We start from the raw sequence: 14,380 nt of genomic DNA, 5'->3' as shown, positions 1-14,380 counted from the left end.
GTTGAGTTGCTGCATCAAGTAGTTCCGGGCTTATAGAAGCTTTCTAACCGCGCCGCCACAGCCACAAACGTGCCGCAGCAATTCGCGAGCCAAAAATTCCCATGCGCTACCCCCAGTTTTCCTGAGGCCCGGCTTTGAGCGGATCGGCACGAGGCAAGATGCAGCTGCTCGGACGTGGGGTCACCTGCGTGCGGGGCGGTCGCGAGGTGTTTGCCGGGCTGGATTTCGAGGCGGTTTCGGGCGAAGCCGTGGCGGTTGTCGGCCGCAACGGATCGGGCAAGACCTCGCTGCTGCGGCTGATCGCGGGCCTGCTCATTCCGGCCGGCGGGACCATCGCGCTGGACAGCGGCGGTGCCGAGCTGACGCTGCCCGAGCAGTGCCACTATCTCGGCCACCGCGACGCCCTGAAATCCGCGCTGAGCGTGCTGGAAAACCTATCGTTCTGGGCTGATTTTCTCGGCGGCGAGCGTCTTGATGCCGCCGAGAGCCTCGCCACCGTCGGGCTCGACCATGCCGCCCATCTGCCCGCAGCCTTCCTGTCGGCCGGCCAGCGCCGCCGGCTCTCGCTGGCCCGGCTGCTGACCGTCCGCCGCCCGGTCTGGCTGCTGGACGAGCCGACCAACGCGCTCGACGCCGCCGGCCAGGACATGGTCGGCGGGCTGATGCGCGAGCATCTTGGCCGCGGCGGCCTGATCATCGCGGCGACCCATGCGCCGCTCGGGATCGACTCGCGGGAGCTGCGGATCGGGGGTGGGGCGTGATTCCGATGGACCCTCAGCTTTCCAAGCGGCTTGGCTCCGGCCTCTCCGTTCCCTCCCCCCTTGTGGGGGAGGGTCAGGGAAAGGGGTGCCACACGACGCGCTCTATCGGTTTTGGCGTTTCGGAGGCGGGCGCTCGGTTGCTGGCAATTCGGACCCAACAGGTACTGTCCCCGGGGCTCCCCCCCTCCCCAGCCCTCCCCCACAAGGGGGGAGGGAGCGCACTGTGCCTGCGGTTCGAAGTCATTAAACGCCCCCACTCCGCGGGAAGGTCCGCCCCATGACCGCCCTGTCCGCCCTCATCCGCCGGGACGTCCGGATCGCGCTGCGCGTTGGCGGTGGGGCATTGATTGGCGTGCTGTTCTTCCTGACCGTGGTGGTGCTGATGCCGTTCGCGGTCGGGCCGGATCTGGCGCTGCTGTCGCGGCTGGGGCCGGCGATCCTGTGGCTGGGCGCGCTGCTGGCGAGCCTGCTCACTTTGGACCGGCTGTTCATGGCCGACCACGAGGACGGCTCACTCGACCTGATCACGATGAGCCGGACGCCCTTGGAACTGGCCTGCGCCGCCAAGGCGCTGGCGCATTGGCTGGCCGCCGGCCTGCCGCTGATTGTCGCAACCCCCGTCCTCGGCCTGCTGCTCAACCTCGACATGGTCGCGACCGGCGCGGTCGCGCTGACGCTGCTGGCGGGCACGCCGGCGCTGACATTTACCGGCATGATCGGCGCGGCGCTGGCGGTGACCCTGCATCGCGGCGGGCTGCTGATGGCCGTGCTGGTGCTGCCGCTGTCGATCCCGGTGCTGATCTTTGGGGTCGCCGCCTCGCAGGCCGTGATCGTCGGCCCCATGACGTTCGGCGCGCCATTCTCGATCCTGTGCGCGCTGTCGCTGGTCAGCCTCGTGGTCGGCCCGTTCGCCGCCGCGGCGAGCCTGCGGCACGGACTCGACTGAGATGGACTGGACTGACCTTGACCCCGATCAACTTTCGCTGCGCGCTTTTATGCTGATTGCGTGAGCAGCCACCGGTGATATCAGGATACCATGACGCTGATCGACCTCGCCAACCCCTCACGGTTCCTCGCGCTGACGGCGCGGGTGTTGCCGTGGCTTGCGGCTGCGACAATCATCCTGCTCGCGATCGGCCTCTACCAGTCCGCGCTTGCGCCCGACGACTACCAGCAGGGCGCGACCGTGAAGATCATGTTCATCCACGTGCCCAATGCCTGGCTGTCGATGTTCGTCTGGGGCGTGATGAGCATCGCCTCATTGGGCACGCTGGTGTGGCGCCATCCGCTCGCCGACGTCGCCGCCAAGGCCGCCGCGCCGATCGGCGCGAGCTTCACCTTTCTCGCGCTGCTGACGGGTTCGCTGTGGGGCCGACCGATGTGGGGCACCTATTGGGAATGGGACGCGCGGCTGACCTCGGTGCTGATTCTCTTTCTGATGTATCTCGGCCTGATGGCGCTGTGGCGCGCGGTCGACGATCCGTCGCGCGCGGCGCGCGCCGCCGCGGTGCTGACACTGGTCGGCGCGATCAACCTGCCCATCATCAAATTCTCGGTCGACTGGTGGAACACGCTGCACCAGCCGGCGTCGGTGATGCGCATGGGCGGCTCGTCGCTCGACAAATCGTTCCTGATTCCGCTGCTGGTGATGGCGATCGCGTTCACGCTGCTGTTCGTGACGCTGCATCTGGCGGCGATGCGTAACGAGATTTTGCGCCGCCGCGTGCGCTCGCTGCAGATGATGCAGGCGAGCCGCATAGCGTTTTCAAGCGAGTTAAGTACCGATACGCGTGAAGAAAACGCGTCAAAAGGGGCTGCGTGATGATGTCGCTTGGTCCCTACGCGTCGTTCATCGTGACATCCTATGCGGCCGCCGGCCTCGTGGTCATGATCCTGATCGGCTGGATCGTGCTCGACTATCGCAGCCAGACCGAGCGCCTGCGCGAGCTCGATCGCAGCGGCATCACCCGCCGCTCGGGGCGCAGCGCGATGGATCGACCATGAGCAATCAAGCATGAGCGATCAATCGACATCCGCACCGCCGCAGCGCCGCAGCTTCCTGACGGTGCTGCCGCTGCTCGCTTTCATTGCGCTGGCGCTGCTGTTCTGGTTCCGGCTCGGCAGCGGCGATCCCTCGCGGATTCCTTCGGCGCTGATCGGACGGCCGGCGCCGCAGACGATGCTGCCGGCGCTCGAGGGATTGCAGGCCGACAATGCGCCGGTGCCGGGTCTCGATCCCGCCGCGTTCAAGGGCAAGGTCAGCCTCGTCAATGTCTGGGCGTCCTGGTGCGTGCCGTGCCACGACGAGGCGCCGCTGCTGACGGAATTCGCCAAGGACAAGCGCTTCCAGCTCGTCGGCATCAACTACAAGGACGGCGCCGACAACGCGCGCCGCTTCCTCGGCCGCCATGGCAACCCGTTCAGCCGCGTCGGCGTGGACGCCAACGGCCGCGCCTCGATCGAATGGGGCGTCTACGGCGTGCCGGAAACGTTCATCGTCGGCCGCGAGGGCACCATCGTCTACAAGCTGGTGGGTCCGATCACGCCGGACAATCTGCGGAGCGTGCTGCTGCCGCAGATGGAGAAGGCGCTGGAGGCAGGGAGCTGATCGTCGCCGTGAGTGCGAGCGAACAAGCCAGCCACAAAACCGCTGTCATGCCCCGGCTTGACCGGGGCATCCAGTACGCCGCAGCTCCTCCGTATCTCGCTAACGTCTCTGGAATACTGGATCGCCCGGTCAAGCCGGGCGATGACAACTGAGTATGTAGCTTCGCTTCGCTCGCAATGACGCGTTGAGAGCGCTCACCCCTTCCTTACATCCCCCGCCTCGGCCTCGCTCGCCTCCAGCGACACCGGCTCGAGGTGATAGCGCTTGGTCAGCGGCATCTGGGCGATGGCGAAGATCATGGTGATCGGCGTGACGCCGAACACCTTGAAGTTCACCCAGAAATCCGTGCTCTGGGTGCGCCAGACGATCTCGTTCAGCACCGCCATGCCGGCGAAGAACAGCGCCCAGCGCAGGGTGAGGATGCGCCAGCCCTGCGGGGTCAAATTGAACATCTGGTCGAACATCACGGCGATGAAGGAGCGGCCGAACAACAGGCCGCCGCCGAGGATCGCGGCGAACAGGCCGTAGATGATGGTGGGCTTGAGCTTGATGAAGGTCTCGTCGTGCAGCACCAGCGTGAGCGTGCCGAACACCAGCACGATGACACCCGTCACGATCGCCATGATCGGGATATGGCGCGTCACCACATAGGAGGCGATCATCGCCGCCACGATCGCCACCATGAAGGCGCCGGTCGCGGCGAACAGGTTGAACTTCGCATTGACGAAGAAGAACACGAGCAGCGGACCGAGTTCGGTCGCAAGCTTGAACAGCGGATGCGGCTGGGTCTTGTCCATTCTCTAGCTTTCGATTCCGGCAATGGCGCGGGCGAAATCGCGCGCGGTGAACGGCGCGAGATCGTCGACGCCTTCGCCGACGCCGATGAAATGCACCGGCAGTTTGAATTTCTCCGCGAGCGCCACCAGGATGCCGCCGCGCGCGGTGCCGTCGAGCTTGGTCATCACGAGGCCGGTGACGCCGGCGGTGCGATGGAAGGCCTCGACCTGCGACAGCGCGTTCTGGCCGACGGTAGCATCGAGCACAAGCAGCACGGCATGCGGCGCAGTGTCGTCCACCTTGCGGATCACGCGCACGACCTTTTCGAGCTCGTTCATCAGCTCGGCCTTGTTCTGCAAACGGCCGGCCGTGTCGATCAGGAGCACGTCGACGTTTTGCTCCTTTGCGGCGGTGAGCGCGTTGAAGGCGAGGCTCGCCGAATCCGAGCCCTGCGCGCCTGATATCACCGGCGTCCTGGTGCGCTCGCCCCAGACCTTGAGCTGCTCGATGGCGGCTGCGCGAAACGTGTCGCCGGCGGCCAGCATCACCTTGCGGCCCTCGGAGGCGAACTTCTGCGAAAGCTTGCCGATGGTCGTGGTCTTGCCGGAGCCGTTGACGCCGACCACGAGAATCACGAACGGCTTCCTGGCCGCATCGATCACGAGAGGCTTTGCCACCGGCGACAGCACCTTCTCGACCTCGGTCGCGACCACGTCCTTGACCTCGTCCGCCGAGATTGCCTTGTCGTAGCGACCGGTGCCCACCGCATCCGCAATCCGCACCGCGACCGAGGTGCCGAGGTCGGCGCGCAGCAGCACGTCCTCGATGTCGTCGAGCATGGCGCGGTCGAGCTTGCGCTTGGTGACGAGGTCGGCGACCGCGGTCCCAAGCGAGGACGAGGTGCGCTTCAGCCCGTCGGACAGACGGCGCCACCAGCTCAGCTTGGGGGGATCTGACGTGGTATCGTTCATGGTGGCGGTGTGTTAGCCGTTCCGGCAAACAAACGAAAGTCTTGCACTTGCTCGATGTTCCCGAATTGACCGCCGACGAGATCATGGCCCGCGTGCTCCATCGCGACGGGCTGATGCTGATCATCGACAAGCCGTCCGGCCTGCCGGTGCATCGCGGTCCCAAGGGCGGCGCCAATCTGGAGGATTCCTTCGACGCGCTCCGGTTCGGCCTGCCGCGGCCGCCGGTGCTGGCCCACCGGCTGGACAAGGACACCTCCGGTTGCCTCGTGCTCGGCCGCCATCGCAAGGCGACCGCCTCGCTCGGCCTGCTGTTCAAGCATGGCAAGATCGGCAAGACCTACTGGACCGTGGTCGAGGGCGGCCCTGCCGAGGACGAAGGCACCATCGACATGCCGCTCGGCCGGCTCAATGCCGAACGCGGCTGGTGGCAGAAGCCCGACCCGGAGGGCCAGAAGGCCATCACCAACTGGAAGGTGATGGGCCGGGGCAACGGCCTGACCTGGCTAGCCATGGAACCGGTGACCGGCCGGACCCATCAATTGCGGGTGCATTCGTCGGCGACCGGCTGGCCGATCTTCGGCGATAACATTTACGGCAACGGCCCGCGCTTCGGCGAGCCGAAGCTGCACCTGCATTCCCGCGAGATCGTGGTGCCGATCTCCCGGAACAAGGAGCCGATCCGCGTCGTGGCGCCGGCGCCGCCCCACATGCACGAGAAGCTCCGGGCCTGCGGGTGGAACGGGGAATAATCCTGTCAAGTCCTCATGGTGAGGAGGCCGCGTAGCGGCCGTCTCGAACCATGCAGGCCCGCATCTCGCCCGTGGCCACCCTTCGAGGCGCCCGCTTTGCGGGCCCGCAGGATGAGGGTCGCTCCTTGGTTTACGAAACCTTCAGTGCTCGCCTCTAATGATAACGGTTGCTTAGAACAAGCTTCCGTCAATCCGCTCAGGACGAGCTGCCCGTCATGTCCACGGCCGAGTTATCGATCATCGCCGAAGTCGAATCCGCGATTCGGCTCGGTTCGGCGGAAAAGGGCCTGGAAACGGCCCGGCGCGTCACCGACCTGTTCCTCTCCTCCGCCGGCAGCTTTGACGACGAGCAGATCGCGCTGTTCGACGACGTGCTCGAGCGCCTGATCGGCACCATCGAGCTGCGCGCAATCGCCGATGTGGCAGCGCGCGTCGCGCTGGCCGAGATCAGCGCGCAGCTCGCGCCGGTCGCGCAGGCGCCGCCCTCGGTGATCCGGCGCCTTGCCAACAATGACGAGATCCGCATCGCCGGCCCCGTGCTGCAGGAATCCGCGCGGCTCGACGATGGCGAGCTGGTGAAGATCGCCGCGACCAAGGGCGAGCCGCATCTGCTCGCGGTCGCCGGCCGCTGGTGGCTGAAGGAGATCGTCACCGACGCGCTGCTGGCGCGCCGCTATCCCAGCGTCAGCCGGCGGCTTGCCACCAATCCCGGCGCGCGCGTTTCCGGAAATGGATTCGCCGTCATCGTCGGTCAGGCCGAAAGCGATCCGGAACTCGCTGTCAGCATCGGCGTTCGTATCGACCTGCCGTCGGACCTGCGCCGCCAGTTGCTCCGCTCGGCAAGCGATGCCGTGCGCACGCGCCTGCTGTCACGCGCGCCGCCGCATCTGTTCGAGGAAATCCAGAGCGCGATCGCCGCCGTCACTGCCGGCGTCGAACGCGAGATGTCGGGCGTTCGCGATTTCGAAGGCGCCAAGCGGGCGATTGCGAATCTCAAGGCGAGCGGCCAGCTCGCCGAGGCGACGCTATTCGGCTTCGCGACACAGCGGCGCTACGAAGAAACGGTGGCGGCATTGGCGGCACTATCGGGATCAACCGTCGAGGTCATTCGCCCGCTGATGCAGAGCCTGCGCGAGGACGGCCTGCTGGTGCCGTGCAAGGCAGCACAGCTCAGCTGGGAAACCACCGCCGCCGTCCTCGAAAGCCGATTTGCCGCCGGCGCGATGAAGCCGGCAGACGTCGCGAGGGCGCAGCAGCATTACGCGAGCATAACGCCGGAGAATGCGCGGCGGACGCTGCGATTCTGGCAGGTGCGGGCGTCGTAGGACGCGCTATTCGTCAAACCATCGGTGTCATCCTCCGCGAAAGCGGGGGATCCAGTATTCCAGAGACATGAGTGAGATACGGAGAAGCCGCACCGTACTGGGTCGCCCGGTCAAGCCGGGCGACGACACCGACTATGTGATGAGCCGCTCGCCATCACTGCCGACAATCGTCAGCGGCACAATACGGCCGACATGTCCGCCCGCAATCGCCACCGGCAGATAGTGCTCCGTGCGTCCCTGGCTCTCGCTCTCGATCAGCACATCGCGTGTTGCGTCGATCTCGGCCTGCAACCGCTGACGCAACGCCGCTTCGCCGGCCGCACGCAGCCGCTTCGCGCGCTCCTTGATCGCCGGACCCGCGACCTGTGGCATCCTCGCGGCGGGCGTGCCGGGGCGCGGCGAATAAGGAAACACGTGCAGGAACGTCAGGCCGCATTCCTCGACCAGATCGAGCGAGCGCGAAAACATCGCCTCGGTCTCGGTCGGGAAGCCCGCGATGACATCGGCGCCGAAGGCAATGTCCGGGCGCAGGCGGCGGACCTGATCGCAGAACGCGATTGCGTCGCTGCGCGAGTGCCGCCGCTTCATGCGCTTCAGGATCATGTCGTCGCCGGACTGCAGCGACAGATGCAGATGCGGCATCAGCCGCGAATCGCCCGCGATGGCATCGAGCAGATCGCTGTCTGCCTCGATCGAATCGATCGAGGAGATGCGAAGCCGCTTCAACTCCGGCACGTGCCGCAGGATCTGCTTTGTCAGCATGCCGAGTTTCGGCGCGCCCGGCAGGTCGGCGCCGTAGCTGGTGAGATCGACGCCGGTCAGCACGATCTCGGCATGGCCGCGCTCGGCCAGCGCCCGCACCTGATCGACCACGGCGCCCATCGGCACCGAGCGCGAATTGCCGCGGCCATAGGGGATGATGCAGAAGGTGCAGCGATGATCGCACCCGTTCTGCACCTGCACGAACACGCGCGGCAGACCGGCGGCAAAGCCGTCGATCAGATGCGGCGCCATCTCCCTGACCGCCATGATGTCGCTGACGGCGACTTTTTCGCTGGCGCCAAGGTCGAAAGCGCTGCGCGTCTCGCGCCAGGCCTCGCTGCGCATCTTGTCGTCATTGCCGACGACGCGATCGACCTCGGCCATGTCGGCGAACATGCCGCCTTGCGTCTGCGCCGCGCAGCCGGTGACGACGATGCGCGCACCGGGCCGCTCGCGCTTCAGCTTGCGGATCGACTGGCGCGCCTGCGCCACCGCCTCGTTGGTGACGGCGCAGCTGTTGATGACAATGGTGTCGGACAGGCCCGCGCTTTCGGCCTCGCGGCGGATCACCTCCGCCTCGAAGGCGTTGAGACGGCAGCCGAAGGTGACGATATCGACGGCCATCACCCGACCGGCGCGAACAGCGCCGGATCGAAAGCGCCCTCGTATTCGAAGGTCGCGGTGCCCGTCATCAGCACGTGATCGTCGCGCTCGCGCCATTCGATGCCGAGCTTGCCGCCGGGCAGCGTGATCTCGACATTGCGCTCGGCGCGCTTCAGCCGCGCCGCGGCAACTGCGGTCGCGCAGGCCGCCGACCCGCAAGCCCGCGTCAGGCCGGCGCCACGCTCCCAGGTGCGGATCGTGATGTGGTCGCGGTCGACGATACGGGCAAGCGTGATGTTGGCGCGCTCGGGGAAGATCGGGTGATTTTCCAGGAGCGGACCGAAGCGCTCGAGATCGTAGCCGTTGACGTCCTCGACCCAGAAGATCGCATGCGGATTGCCCATGCTCACCACGGAGGGCGAATGCAGGATCGGATTGTCGATCGGCCCGATCTGCAGTTCGATGTAGCGGGTGTCGCGAAACTCCTCTGCCAGCGGAATATCCTGCCAGCCGAATCTCGGCGCGCCCATATCGACGGTGTAGAGGTCCGGCGTCGGACCCTGCCAGGCATTGAGCAGACCCGCGGCGGTCTCGAACGTCGCGGTGGTCTGACCGGTCTTCTCGAAGATGCGGCGCACCACGCAGCGCATGCCGTTGCCGCAAGCACCGGCCTCCGAGCCGTCATTGTTGTAGATGCGGATGAAGGCTTCAGTGCCGTCGAGCCGCGGCTTCTGCAGCACCATCAGCTGGTCGTAGGGCACGCCGCCTTGCGCGGACGCCACCGCGCGGGCGTCGTCCGGCGTCACCTTGGCCGTGGAGTCACGCATGTCGACGACGACGATCTCGTTGCCGATGCCGTTCATCTTGGCAAATGCGTGGTTGGCCAGCGCGCTCATGAAAATTCCCGAATTTCGCCTGCCTTATATGGCGATCCTCGGCCGCTTGGCCAGTGATTTGGTGCAGGTTGCCAGGATCTGCCGAGAGCTGCCATGACGCATCTGTCATGGGACGAATTCGGCGCTCGCGTGTTAGAACGGCGCAGTTCGCGCGAACCGGGATGCGCGCGGTCGGGTTCAAGGCCTTGGTGGGCAAGGTCTGGGGAGAATAAAATGAGTAATTTCCGTCGTCTCGTTCTGGCTGCGCTGATCCCGGCAGCAGCCTTGTCGCTTGGGCTATCAGGCGCTCTGGCGCAGAGCCCGACCCCGGCGCCGGCTGCCTCGGCTAGCCCCTCGCCGGCTCCATCGGCTTCGCCCGCCCCAGCCGCGAGCGCCCCGCCCGCTCCTGCAGCATCGCCTGCGCCTGCAGCCAGTGCCTCGCCCAGCCCGGCCGCGCCGCCACCGGCTGTTACGGCCAGCCCGGCCCCGGTGCAGACCGCCGATCCCTTTGGCCTCGAGACCACGCTCGAGCCGAAGAAGGTCGTGATGGTCAAGGGCACCGCCAATTGGGACTCGGCCTTCGACACGCTGGTCGACGCCTTCAAGGCGCTGAACACGCTGCTGGACAAGCAGGGCATCAAGCCATCAGGCAATTCGATGATCGTCTACACCTCGACCGACGACACCGGCTTCACCTTCCTGGCCGAGATCCCCGTCGATCAGGACCCGCAGAAGCTGCCCAAGGACATGAGCATCGGCAAATCGCCGGAGGGCAAGGCGCTGAAATTCGTCCATCGCGGCTCCTACGACAACATGGACAACACCTATGAGGCGATCACCAATCACCTCGACGACAAGAAGCTGGAAGCCAAGGATACTTTCATCGAGGAGTACCTCACCGATCCCCTGAAAACGGCGGAGGACAAGCTCGTGATCAACGTGTTCGTGCCACTGAAGTGAGATCGATGAAAAAGCCTGCCGTTCTTTCTACGTCCCTTGTTAGTTTCCTTGCCGCCGCTTTCGCCGCCGCGCTGCCGGCAACGCCGGCACTTGCCGACGATTTTCCGTCCGCGATTACGGTGAGCGGCGAAGCCACGGTTTCCGCAGCCCCCGATCTCGCGCAGATTGATGCCGGTGTCGCCAACGACGCCAAGTCGGCGAAGGAAGCCTCCGACGCCAACAACGCCGCAATGGGCAAGGTGCTGCTGGCACTGAAGGGCGCCGGCATCGCCGAGAAGGACTACCAGACCTCGCGCCTGTCGCTGCAACCGCAATACGGCCAGAACAAATCCACCGGCACCTCGCCTGTCGTCGGATTCCGCGCCTCCAACCGTGTCACCGTGAAGATCCGCGACGTGACCAAGGTGGCCGGCATCATCGACACGCTGGTCGGCGCCGGCGCCAACGACATCGGCAACATCTCGTTCGAGGTGACGCAGGCGTCAAAACTGCTCGACGGTGCGCGTGAGCAGGCGGTCGCCGATGCGCGCCGCAAAGCCGAGATCTACGCCAAGACTACTGGTGTCACGTTGGGCGCTCCGCTGAGCGTCACGGAGGGTGGCCAAGTGGGGATGCTGCTAAAACCGCGAATGGCCACGGCGCCAATGGCCGCAGCCCCCGTCTCCATTGCGCCCGGCGAGGATACGCTCTCCGTCACCGTGCTTGTGCGCTGGGCGATCAAGGCGGGACAGTAACAGGTACGCTGCTTACCACTACGACGGTGTCGTCCCCGCGAAGGCGGGGACCCATAACCACTGGGAATAATTGTTGCGCGGAGCCGATAGCTCCGAGTCTTCGCCAAATTCCTCCCTGTGGTTATGGTCCCGGATCTGCGCTTCGCTTGTCCGGGACGACAGCGGAGAATGACGCAAGATTCCAGCTAAATCTCCACCACCTGCCCGGGCTTCATCGCCACGAATCTTTCCTGCGGAATCTTCGCCGCATCGAGCGCCTCCACCAGCGCTTTCGCCGGCGCATCGATCGCTTCGTCGGTCAGCTGGAACGTGCCGTGATGATGGCCAAGCGCCTCCTGCGCGCCGCAATCCGCCAGCGCCTTCACGGCATCTTCCGGATTCATGTGCTGGTCGCGCATGAACCAGCGCGGCTCGTAGGCGCCGATCGGGAGGATCGCCAGGCGCAGCTTCCCGTGCTTCTCGGCGACGCGGCGGAAATGCGTGCCGTCGCCATAGCCGGAATCGCAGACGACGTAGAGTTTGCCCGCAGGCGTCTCCAGCACAAAGCTTGCCCACAGCGCCTTGTTGCGGTCGAACATGCCGCGCGCGGTCCAGTGCCTTGTCGGCACCAGCGTCACGGCAATGCCGTTACCGAGTTCGACGCGGTCGTGCCAGTCGAACGCTTCCACCTTGATCGTCGGATCAGAGCTGCGCATCGTCACGTCGTTGCCGAGCGGCGTCACCACGCGCGGAGCAAAATTCTTCGCGAGCCGCGACAGCGTTGCGATATCAAGATGATCGTAGTGGCCGTGCGAGACCAGCACGACGTCGATCTTCGGCAATTTCTCGAACGCGATGCCGGGATCGTTGTGCCGCTTCGGTCCGGCCCAGGCGACCGGCGAGACCCGTGAGGACCAGACCGGATCGACCAGGATGTTGAGGCCGCCGGTCTGGATCAGCCAACTGGCGTGGCCGACAAAGGAGAGCCGCACCTTGTCGCCCTCGACCCGTTCCGGCGGCGTGTCGGCATGGGGGCTCGGAGCCCAAGCGGGCCAGGTCGCGCGCTGCCGCTTGCCGCCCAACTGCCAGCGCAGGACCTCGCGAAGCGACCGTGGCGGCGCGCCGTCCGGATCGAAGAAGGTCAGGCCGTCGAAATGGTCGGAGACGGGGCCGTCATAGGTTTTCATGCTAGATATCCAGAGGGAGGGCACGCCGACCAATGCGCCCGGCCCCAGCGAGCAGTCCGAAAAGGCGGCGGCGGGTGATCGGCACGGGGCGGCTTCAGGGGTGGTCGGAGCGGCGGGACATCACGTCCTATATGGGCGGAGCCGGACGAAAAGGAACCCGGCGCCAAAATGGCCCTCATTTCAGGGCCTTGCCTTGGCAAAGGCCATCCAGCGCCCCAACTTTCCTTGACTTTTGGGCGGCGGCGGCGTTTAACCCCGCCACTTTCTCGGAAAGGCTTTCTTTTCGACCCGCCGACTGGCCCTGGAGGCCAGAGGCCAACGCCCGACAGCGCTGTGCGCCCTCGGGCGTAAAGGTGTTTGGAAGATCGTTTGCCGAGGAAGTGGTCATTCCCCGCGAAGGCGGGGGATCCAGTACTCCGAGACGGCTCGGCTAGAACCGGAAAGCCACGGCGTACTGGATGCCCCGCCTTCGCGGGGCATGACAGCGGCGAGTAACGGAGCGCTCTTCCCATTCGGGAGGACAGCAACAGGACAACGGCATTGTTCGACAATCTGTCGGAACGGCTTGGCGGCATTCTCGATCGTCTGACGGGGCGCGGTGCGCTGACCGAAAAGGACGTCGATGCCGCGATGCGCGAGGTGCGCCGCGCGCTGCTGGAAGCCGACGTCGCCTTGGAGGTGGTGCGCAGCTTCACCGAGCGCGTCCGCGAGCAGGCGATCGGCGCCACCGTCGTGAAGTCGGTGACGCCCGGCCAGATGGTCGTCAAGATCGTCCATGACGAGCTGATCAACACGCTCGGCGCCGAAAGCCAGACCATCGACGTCAATTCCGTGCCGCCGGTGCCGATCATGATGGTCGGCCTGCAAGGCTCCGGCAAGACCACCACCACCGCGAAGCTCGCCCGCCGTCTGGTCCAGCGCGACAAGCGCAAGGTGCTGATGGCCTCGCTCGACGTCTATCGCCCGGCGGCGATGGAGCAGCTGGCCGTGCTCGGCCGCGATCTCGACATCCCGACGCTGCCGATCGTGGCGGGCCAGCAGCCGCCGCAGATCGCCAAGCGCGCGCTGGAAGCCGGCAAGCTCGGCGGCTACGACATCGTCCTGCTCGACACCGCCGGCCGCACCACGCTCGACGAAGACATGATGGCGGAAGCAGCAGCCATCAAGGCCGCCGCCAATCCGCATGAAGTGCTGCTGGTCGCGGACTCACTCACCGGCCAGGACGCCGTGAATCTCGCACGCGCCTTCGATCAGCGCGTCGGCCTTACCGGCATCGTGCTCACACGCGTCGACGGTGACGGCCGCGGCGGCGCCGCGCTGTCGATGCGCGCCGTCACCGGCAAACCGATCAAGCTGCTCGGCACCGGTGAAAAAACCGATGCGCTGGAAGATTTCCATCCCGATCGTATCGCCGGCCGCATCCTCGGCATGGGCGATGTGGTGTCGCTGGTCGAACGTGCCGCCGCCAACATCGACGCCGAGAAGGCCGCGCGCACTGCCGAGCGCATGCGCAAGGGCCAGTTCGACCTCAACGACATGCGCGAGCAGCTGCTGCAGATGGCGAACATGGGCGGCATCAGCGGCCTGATGGGCATGATGCCCGGCATCGCCAAGATGAAGAACCAGATCGCGGCCGCCGGCATCGACGACAAGATCCTGAAGCGCCAGGTCGCGGTGATCGACTCCATGACGCGCGACGAGCGCCGTCATCCCGATCTGCTCAAGGCCAGCCGCAAGAAGCGCATCGCCGCAGGAAGCGGCCAGAGCGTCGAGCAAGTCAACAAGCTGCTCAAGATGCACCGGAACATGGCCGACATGATGAAGGCCATGGGCTCGGGCAAGCGCGGCCCGCTCGCCGGCATCGCGCAGGCCATGGGCTTTGGCGGCGGCATGAAGCCGCCCTCGCCGGAAGAGATGAAGGCGCTGCAGGAGAAGATGCAGGCTGGTGGCGGACAGGGTCTGCCCAGCCTGCCGAAGGATCTGCCGCCCGGTCTTCGCTCGGGCCTGCCGAATTTGCCGGGGCTTACGGGTCTCAGCGGCAAGCCGACTCTTCCGGGCCTCGGGGGTTTCCCCGGCAAGAAGAAATGAG

15 protein-coding genes are annotated in these 14,380 nt (G+C 65.9%); 10 read left to right on the top strand and 5 right to left on the bottom strand.

Features of this window, described 5'->3' with window-relative positions; all coding sequences use genetic code 11:
- The first annotated feature begins 158 nt into the window (after nucleotides 1-158).
- The 5 genes from ccmA (at nucleotide 159) to QSV46_RS27620 (ending at nucleotide 3,369) form a co-directional block, all read left to right on the top strand.
- Nucleotides 159-761 carry a heme ABC exporter ATP-binding protein CcmA gene (ccmA, locus tag QSV46_RS27640; RefSeq protein ID WP_314958904.1) on the top strand — a complete coding sequence of 201 codons (603 nt, stop codon included), beginning with the start codon at nucleotides 159-161 and terminating at the stop codon, nucleotides 759-761.
- 277 nt (nucleotides 762-1,038) lie between these two features.
- The gene (gene ccmB, locus QSV46_RS27635; RefSeq protein ID WP_314958901.1) at nucleotides 1,039-1,707 is read left to right on the top strand and encodes a heme exporter protein CcmB; all 669 of its coding nucleotides are present in this window, start codon (nucleotides 1,039-1,041) and stop codon (nucleotides 1,705-1,707) included.
- Between the two features lie 90 nt (nucleotides 1,708-1,797).
- On the top strand, nucleotides 1,798-2,583 hold the full coding sequence (locus QSV46_RS27630; RefSeq protein WP_314958899.1) for a heme ABC transporter permease: 786 nt from the start codon (nucleotides 1,798-1,800) through the stop codon (nucleotides 2,581-2,583).
- Nucleotides 2,580-2,765, top strand: coding sequence for a heme exporter protein CcmD (ccmD, locus tag QSV46_RS27625; protein WP_314958897.1), 186 nt, complete (start codon nucleotides 2,580-2,582; stop codon nucleotides 2,763-2,765). The genes QSV46_RS27630 and ccmD overlap by 4 nt, the downstream gene beginning before the upstream one ends.
- Nucleotides 2,766-2,775: 10 nt before the next feature.
- Nucleotides 2,776-3,369, top strand: a complete 594-nt coding sequence (locus QSV46_RS27620; protein WP_314958895.1) for a DsbE family thiol:disulfide interchange protein — start codon at nucleotides 2,776-2,778, stop codon at nucleotides 3,367-3,369.
- Between the two features lie 194 nt (nucleotides 3,370-3,563).
- Here the strand turns inward: QSV46_RS27620 and QSV46_RS27615 are convergent, their stop codons facing one another.
- Entirely contained in the window at nucleotides 3,564-4,166 is a 603-nt protein-coding gene (locus QSV46_RS27615; protein ID WP_314958894.1) for a septation protein A, read from the bottom strand.
- A gap of 3 nt (nucleotides 4,167-4,169) precedes the next feature.
- On the bottom strand, nucleotides 4,170-5,117 hold the full coding sequence (gene ftsY, locus QSV46_RS27610) for a signal recognition particle-docking protein FtsY (protein ID WP_314958892.1): 948 nt from the start codon (nucleotides 5,115-5,117) through the stop codon (nucleotides 4,170-4,172).
- A gap of 47 nt (nucleotides 5,118-5,164) precedes the next feature.
- On the opposite strand from ftsY, the gene QSV46_RS27605 reads away from it, so the two are divergent.
- Nucleotides 5,165-5,866, top strand: a complete 702-nt coding sequence (locus tag QSV46_RS27605) for an RluA family pseudouridine synthase (protein WP_409997212.1) — start codon at nucleotides 5,165-5,167, stop codon at nucleotides 5,864-5,866.
- A gap of 215 nt (nucleotides 5,867-6,081) precedes the next feature.
- Entirely contained in the window at nucleotides 6,082-7,191 is a 1,110-nt protein-coding gene (locus QSV46_RS27600) for a DUF2336 domain-containing protein (RefSeq protein WP_314958891.1), read from the top strand.
- 132 nt (nucleotides 7,192-7,323) lie between these two features.
- On the opposite strand, the gene mtaB is transcribed toward QSV46_RS27600, so the two are convergent.
- Entirely contained in the window at nucleotides 7,324-8,577 is a 1,254-nt protein-coding gene (gene mtaB, locus QSV46_RS27595) for a tRNA (N(6)-L-threonylcarbamoyladenosine(37)-C(2))-methylthiotransferase MtaB (protein ID WP_314958890.1), read from the bottom strand.
- Nucleotides 8,577-9,452, bottom strand: coding sequence for a diaminopimelate epimerase (gene dapF / locus QSV46_RS27590; RefSeq protein WP_314958888.1), 876 nt, complete (start codon nucleotides 9,450-9,452; stop codon nucleotides 8,577-8,579). Before dapF ends, mtaB begins: the two co-directional genes overlap by 1 nt.
- Before the next feature lie 213 nt (nucleotides 9,453-9,665).
- Here dapF and QSV46_RS27585 point away from each other — a divergent pair, with 213 nt between their 5' ends.
- Together QSV46_RS27585 and QSV46_RS27580 are read left to right on the top strand one after the other, a co-directional pair.
- Complete coding sequence (locus QSV46_RS27585) at nucleotides 9,666-10,391, top strand: GyrI-like domain-containing protein (protein WP_314958886.1); 726 nt, start codon at nucleotides 9,666-9,668, stop codon at nucleotides 10,389-10,391.
- 5 nt (nucleotides 10,392-10,396) lie between these two features.
- The gene (locus QSV46_RS27580; protein ID WP_314958883.1) at nucleotides 10,397-11,125 is read left to right on the top strand and encodes an SIMPL domain-containing protein; all 729 of its coding nucleotides are present in this window, start codon (nucleotides 10,397-10,399) and stop codon (nucleotides 11,123-11,125) included.
- A 185-nt stretch (nucleotides 11,126-11,310) separates the two neighbouring features.
- Here QSV46_RS27580 and QSV46_RS27575 read toward each other — a convergent pair whose 3' ends face one another.
- A complete protein-coding gene (locus tag QSV46_RS27575) occupies nucleotides 11,311-12,291 on the bottom strand; it encodes an MBL fold metallo-hydrolase (RefSeq protein WP_314958880.1) in 981 nt (326 codons plus the stop codon).
- A 540-nt stretch (nucleotides 12,292-12,831) separates the two neighbouring features.
- Here QSV46_RS27575 and ffh point away from each other — a divergent pair.
- Nucleotides 12,832-14,379, top strand: a complete 1,548-nt coding sequence (gene ffh, locus QSV46_RS27570; RefSeq protein ID WP_314958879.1) for a signal recognition particle protein — start codon at nucleotides 12,832-12,834, stop codon at nucleotides 14,377-14,379.
- The last annotated feature ends 1 nt before the right edge of the window (nucleotide 14,380 follow it).

Origin of the sequence: Bradyrhizobium cosmicum (genome assembly GCF_032290525.1) — a bacterium.
GTDB lineage: Bacteria > Pseudomonadota > Alphaproteobacteria > Rhizobiales > Xanthobacteraceae > Bradyrhizobium > Bradyrhizobium cosmicum_A.
This window is presented reverse-complemented; position numbering and strand designations above follow the sequence as displayed.